Raw genomic sequence first — 6,115 nt, forward strand, 5'->3', positions numbered from 1 at the left:
CGTCACACCCGCTGTCGGCAGCAAACCCGCTACCTTGCGCGACAGAAGCGTTCTGGCCTTCGCACCGGCACCTGCGCTAGCCACACGCTAGACTAGAGGCTCTCGGGCTTGAGTGCCGTCTCGACCAGCCGCCTGGCGTCCGGCCCCGACCATTCGGCCGGGCCGTTCATATGGGCGATCAGGCAGCCCTCGCCGTCGACCAGCATGGTGACAGGAAGGCCTAGCGCCAGGCCGCGCTTCTTGAGGTCGTTGAACAGCGCCATCGTCGAATCCCGGTAATAGCCAAGCGTCGCGACGCCGGTATCGCTGAGGAACTTCTTCGGCTTCACATCGTCGCCGGCATCGACATTGACGGCGATCACTTGAAAGGCGTCGCTGCCCTTTTCCTTCTGCAGCGCATCGAGCGCCGGCATTTCGGCACGGCACGGCGCGCACCATGTCGCCCACAGATTGAGCAGCACCGTCTTGCCGGCATGATCGGCAATCGTCATCGGCTTGCCGTCCGGACCGTTGAAGGCAAGGCTCTTCAGGGATTGTGGCGGATCGGCCGGCAAAAGTGCCGCGACCTCACCGTTGGCCGAAGCCGCGACCTTCTTGGCGCGGTCGCTCTTGGCCGCGCAGGCCACGTCGTCCTTGCTCTCACCCACGGCAGCTTGTGCCGGTGCATTGTTGCCAGACCGGCTCTCGCTGACATATACCGCGACCGCGCCCGCCAGCGCGCCCGCCACCAAGGCGGCGAGGATCAGGCGCGGGGCCGGGAAGAATCTACTACCGTCTGCCATTTTCTCAAAACTGCTCCGAAGCACGGGTTATAGCCATGAGCGACAAGAAAACCAGCAACCAGATGTGGGGCGGACGTTTTGCCTCGGGTCCGGCCGCGATCATGGAAGCGATCAACGCGTCTATCTCCTTCGACCGCAAACTCTATGCGCAGGACATCAAAGGCTCGATCGCCCATAGCGAGATGCTGGCGCAAACGGGCATTATTTCGGCGGCCGATCAAGAAAAAATCGCTGACGGGCTGAACACGATCCTGAGAGAGATCGAGGCCGGCAGCTTCGAGTTCTCGACGCGGCTCGAAGACATCCACATGAACATCGAGGCGCGGCTTGCCGATCTGATCGGCCCGGCCGCCGGCCGGCTGCACACCGCCCGCTCGCGTAATGACCAGGTCGCGGTCGATTTGCGGCTCTGGGTCAAGGACGAGTGCTTTCGCGTCGCCGAGGCGTTGAAGGGGCTGATCAGGGCGTTGCTGGAGCGGGCCGAGGAGCACGCGGCGACCGTGATGCCGGGCTTCACCCATATGCAGGCGGCCCAGCCGGTGACCTTCGGCCATCACTGCATGGCCTATGTCGAGATGTTTTCGCGCGACCTGTCGCGTGTCCGCGATGCGATCGAACGCATGGACGAAAGCCCGCTCGGTGCCGCCGCACTTGCCGGCACCAGCTTCCCGATCGACCGCCACCGGACCGCCAAGGGGCTCGGCTTCCGCGAGCCGATGCGCAATTCGCTCGACAGCGTCTCGGATCGCGATTTCGCGCTCGAGTTCCTTGCCATGGCCGCGATCTGCGCCACGCATCTGTCGCGGCTGGCCGAAGAGATCATCATCTGGTCGACGCCGCAATTCGGCTTCGTCAGGCTGTCGGACTCGTTTTCCACCGGCTCGTCGATCATGCCGCAGAAGAAGAATCCCGATGCCGCCGAACTGGTGCGCGGCAAGACCGGCCGCGTCACCGGCCATCTGGTCGGCCTGCTGACGGTGATGAAGGGCATGCCTTTGACCTATGGCAAGGACATGCAGGAAGATAAGGAATCGGTATTCGACGCCGCCGAGACGCTCGACCTGATGCTGGCGGCGATGACCGGCATGGTCTCGGACATGACGGTCAACGCAGCCGCGATGAAGAAGGCCGCCGGCTCCGGCCACGCGACAGCAACCGACCTTGCCGACTGGCTGGTGCGCACGCTCGGCCTGCCGTTCCGAGAGGCGCATCATGTCACCGGCCGGGCGGTGGCGCTGGCCGAAGACAAGAAGGTGGGGCTGGAGAAGCTTTCGCTGGAGGATTTGCAGTCGATCGATCCCGGCATCACGGCCGACATATTCTCAGTGCTGGCGGTGCAGAACTCGGTCAAGAGCCGCACCAGTTTCGGCGGCACCGCGCCGTCGGAAGTGAGGAAGCAGATCCGCGCCTGGAAAAAGCGACTGGCGAAAGCGTAATGCCGGATGTTGCGCCAGCAATATCCGGACGTTGCGCCAGATATTGCGACGAGCAATATCTCGGGGTGCAATGCGCCGAGAACTCGGCTAAAAGCGGCGGCTGACAAACGTTTCGGACGGATGGATCGATGACCGGAAGCAGGATTTTGGTGACGCTGACGCTGCTGGTGGCGATCGCGGCCGTCTCGGCCTGCGGCAGGAGGGGCGGTCTCGACACGCCCTATGAGGCGGCCGTGCAGGCGCGCAAGGATGCCTCGAAGGCCCATCAGCCCGTGCCGCCGGAGCCAGAAAAACCGGTCAAGGACAAGAAGTTCATCCTCGACCCGCTGATCTAGGCCGACGAGAGCGGGGCCTTCCAACCCGATCTCATCTTGCCGCAACTTCCGGAATCACTCCCGTGAACCATTTCGACTACCGCGACGGCGTGCTCCATGCCGAGGACGTGGCGATACCAGATATCGCCGCACAGGTCGGCACGCCATTCTACTGCTACTCGACGGCCACCCTGACCAGGCACTACCGGGTGTTTGCCCAGTCCTTTGCCGGGCTCGACACGCTGGTCTGCTACGCCATGAAGGCCAATTCCAACCAGGCCGTCCTGCGGACGCTGGCGAAGCTCGGCGCCGGCGCCGACGTGGTTTCGGAAGGTGAATTGCGCCGGGCGCTGGCCGCCGGCATTCCGGCCGGCAAGATCCTGTTTTCGGGCGTCGGCAAGACTGCGCGCGAAATGGACTTTGCCCTTGCCGCCGGCATTCTCTGCTTCAACGTCGAGTCCGAGCCTGAACTTGAGCTGTTGTCGGCGCGAGCCGTTGCCCTTGGCAAGGTGGCGCCGATCTCGCTGCGCATCAATCCCGATGTCGACGCCAGGACCCACAAGAAGATCTCCACCGGCAAGGCCGAGAACAAATTCGGCATCCCGTGGCAGCGGGCGCGGCAGGTCTATGCCCGCGCGGCAACGCTTCCCGGCATCAGGATCACCGGCATCGACACCCATATCGGCAGCCAGATCACGGAGCTGCAGCCCTTCGACGACGCCTTCGCCCTGCTTGTCGATCTGGTCGGCGCGCTGCGGGCGGACGGCCATGCCATCGAGCATATCGACCTCGGCGGCGGCCTCGGCATCCCCTATCGCGTCGACAACAACCCGCCGCCGCTGCCCGATGCCTATGCCCAGATCGTCAGGAAGCATGTCACCAAGCTCGGGCTGAAGGTGATGTTCGAGCCGGGCCGGCTGATCGTAGGCAATGCCGGTATCCTCGTCTCGGAAGTGATCTTCGTAAAGGAAGGCGACGCCAAGAACTTCCTCGTCGTCGACGCCGCCATGAACGATCTCATCCGGCCGACGCTCTACGATGCCTTCCACGATATCCGTCCGGTCGTGCAGCCGCCGGCGGACACGCCGCGCATGATGGTCGACGTCGTCGGCCCGGTCTGCGAGACCGGCGATTATATCGGCCTGGACCGCGATCTGCCCAGGCTGAAGGCCGGCGACCTGATTGCCGTCTCCACCGCGGGCGCCTATGGCGCGGTGCAGGCCGGTACCTACAACACCCGCTTGCTGGTTCCGGAAGTGCTGGTCGACGGCGACCGGTTCCACGTCGTGCGCCCACGCCTGACCTATGACGACCTGATCGGGCTGGATTCCGTGCCCGACTGGCTTGCATAGAAGCGCCGGAAACACACCGACCCGTCACAGGGAGCAATCATGACGAACGGCATCACCGTCACACGCGAGCGCATTGCCGCGATGGAACCGCGCATCCGCCCCTATATCAGGCACACGCCGGTGCTGCGCGTCGACATGGCCGACTTCGATCGGCAGCCGCTGGCCGTCGACCTGAAGCTCGAATGCCTGCAGCATTCCGGCTCGTTCAAGGCGCGCGGCGCCTTCACCAACCTGCTGGAGCGTGCGGTCCCAAAGGCCGGTGTCGTCGCAGCATCGGGCGGCAACCATGGCGCGGCCGTCGCCTATGCCGCCATGCGGCTTGGCCACAAGGCGACCATCTTCGTTCCCGAAGTGAGCCCGGCGGCCAAGCTGGAACGGATCCGCTCCTATGGCGCCGAGCTGATCGTCGGCGGCGCCCGCTATGCCGAAGCGCTGGCCGCCAGCGAACGGTTCGCCGAGGAGACCGGCGCCTTGCAGATTCACGCCTTCAACCAGGAGGAAACGTTGGTCGGCCAGGGCACGCTTGGGCTCGAAATCGAGGCCGATTTGCCTCGGATCGACACGCTGCTGGTCGCTGTCGGCGGCGGCGGCCTGATCGGCGGCATCGCTGCCTGGTTCGCGGGCCGCATCCGCATCATCGCCGTCGAGCCGGAAGGAGCGCCGACGCTGCATCGCGCCTTCGAGGCCGGACACCCCGTCGATGCGCCGGCCGAGGGCATCGCCGCCGATTCGCTGGCGCCAAAGCGCGTCGGCGAAATGATGTTCCCGATCGCCGAGGCCTATGTCGAACGCTCGATCTTGGTCAGCGACGACGACATCATCGCCGCGCAGAAGGCGCTGTGGAACCGAACCCGCATCATCTCCGAGCCGGGAGGTGCGGCCGCCTTTGCCGCAATCCTGTCGGGCCGCTATGCGCCGGCGCAGGGCGAACGGATCGCCGTGCTGGTCTGCGGGGCGAATGCAGACCCCGCTACCTTCTAAAGGGCCTGCTGCCTTCTAAGGCGATGCAGGATGGAACTATAACGGTCCACTTCACGTTTTTTCGAACCGCCTCGCCTTTGCCGTGTTTGCTGGTATTCTTTGAGTCGTGAGGCGTCGGGCTATCTGCCCGCTCCACAGCATGATCCCGAAACATGGAATCCCTTCGGAACAGATCATGCTCAAAGGGATAGGGCCGCATCCCGGTTTCGGGATGCCATAGGCTCAAGGAAGGGCCGATGACGCAACGACCCACCTTCAGCAGCGATCGCGGCCTCGCCGGGCGGCTGGCTTTGAGCAGGCTGGCCACGCGGGTCTCGATGGTGGTCGAGCGCGGCTGGCCGTTGCTGCTTCCCCTCGTCATCGTTGCCAGCCTGTTCCTCAGCATCTCCTGGCTCGGGCTATTCTCCCGGCTGCCGGATATGGCGCGCATCGGCCTGGTCGCTGCCTTTGCCATAGCAGCACTGGCCGCGCTTTATCCCCTGCGTTTCTTCCGCCTGCCGGGCGCCGGCGAAATCGACCGCCGCATCGAGGCAGCCAATCAACTGTTGCACAGCCCGGTGCTGGTGCAGACCGACCGGCCAAGCGGCCGGGAAAGCAGCTTCTCGCAGGCGCTATGGCGCGAACACCAGAAGCGCATGGCCGGAAAGCTCGACAACCTCGGCGCCGACCTGCCGCGCACGCGCGTGCCGGAGCGCGACCCTTGGGCCCTGCGCGCGGTAGCGGCACTTTTGCTCGTTACCGCCTTCGCCTTCTCCTTCGGGCCGACGGGCGGCAGGATCAGCGACGGCTTCAATGCCCATGGCGCGCGCGATATCGTGCCGCCGCGCATCGACGCCTGGGTGACGCCGCCGTCCTACACCGGCAAGCCGCCGATCTTCCTGACCGCCGACGCCAACCAGGCCATCCCGACCTTTACGGTTCCCGAAGGCAGTGACGTTTCGCTGCGCGTGACGGGCGGCTCAGGCGAGGAAACGCTCGGCTACGCCGACAAGAATGGCAATTCCCGCGCCATCGACCCGGCTGCGCCGCAGGCCGCCGCCAAGCCGGCTGCAAGCCCGGCGACGCCGTCCAAGGTGCGCCAGTTCACCAGCAAGCTGACCGGCGACGGCACGCTGACGCTGACGTCGGGCGAGGACCAGCTCGGCCGCTGGGCCTTCGCGGTCGTACCGGACAAGCCGCCGCAGATCCGCTTCGTCGGCGAGCCCAAGCGCGCCGCCAACGGCGCCTTCGAGCTCAACTACCAGATCTGT

At 65.2% G+C, this 6,115-nt stretch carries 6 protein-coding genes; 5 read left to right on the forward strand and 1 reads right to left on the reverse strand.

Features of this window, described 5'->3' with window-relative positions; translation table 11 throughout:
- Positions 1-92: 92 nt before the first annotated feature.
- Positions 93-782 (reverse strand): TlpA disulfide reductase family protein, encoded by a 690-nt coding sequence (locus EN949_RS31910; protein ID WP_127366360.1) that lies wholly within the window; start codon positions 780-782, stop codon positions 93-95.
- A gap of 35 nt (positions 783-817) precedes the next feature.
- Between EN949_RS31910 and argH the strand changes: the two genes are divergently transcribed.
- The 5 genes from argH to EN949_RS31935 all read left to right on the forward strand — a co-directional run.
- Positions 818-2,218, forward strand: a complete 1,401-nt coding sequence (argH, locus tag EN949_RS31915; RefSeq protein ID WP_013529410.1) for an argininosuccinate lyase — start codon at positions 818-820, stop codon at positions 2,216-2,218.
- A gap of 128 nt (positions 2,219-2,346) precedes the next feature.
- Positions 2,347-2,553 carry a lipoprotein gene (locus tag EN949_RS31920; RefSeq protein WP_013529409.1) on the forward strand — a complete coding sequence of 69 codons (207 nt, stop codon included), beginning with the start codon at positions 2,347-2,349 and terminating at the stop codon, positions 2,551-2,553.
- A gap of 62 nt (positions 2,554-2,615) precedes the next feature.
- Complete coding sequence (gene lysA / locus EN949_RS31925; protein WP_013529408.1) at positions 2,616-3,884, forward strand: diaminopimelate decarboxylase; 1,269 nt, start codon at positions 2,616-2,618, stop codon at positions 3,882-3,884.
- A gap of 39 nt (positions 3,885-3,923) precedes the next feature.
- Positions 3,924-4,865, forward strand: a complete 942-nt coding sequence (locus EN949_RS31930) for a threonine/serine dehydratase (protein WP_013529407.1) — start codon at positions 3,924-3,926, stop codon at positions 4,863-4,865.
- Positions 4,866-5,101: 236 nt separating this feature from the next.
- Positions 5,102-6,115, forward strand: a 1,014-nt coding sequence (locus EN949_RS31935; RefSeq protein WP_127371891.1) for a DUF4175 family protein, incomplete at its 3' end; no start/stop codon positions are given.

The organism is Mesorhizobium sp. M7A.F.Ca.US.007.01.2.1, assembly GCF_003998165.1.
Lineage (GTDB): Bacteria > Pseudomonadota > Alphaproteobacteria > Rhizobiales > Rhizobiaceae > Mesorhizobium > Mesorhizobium ciceri.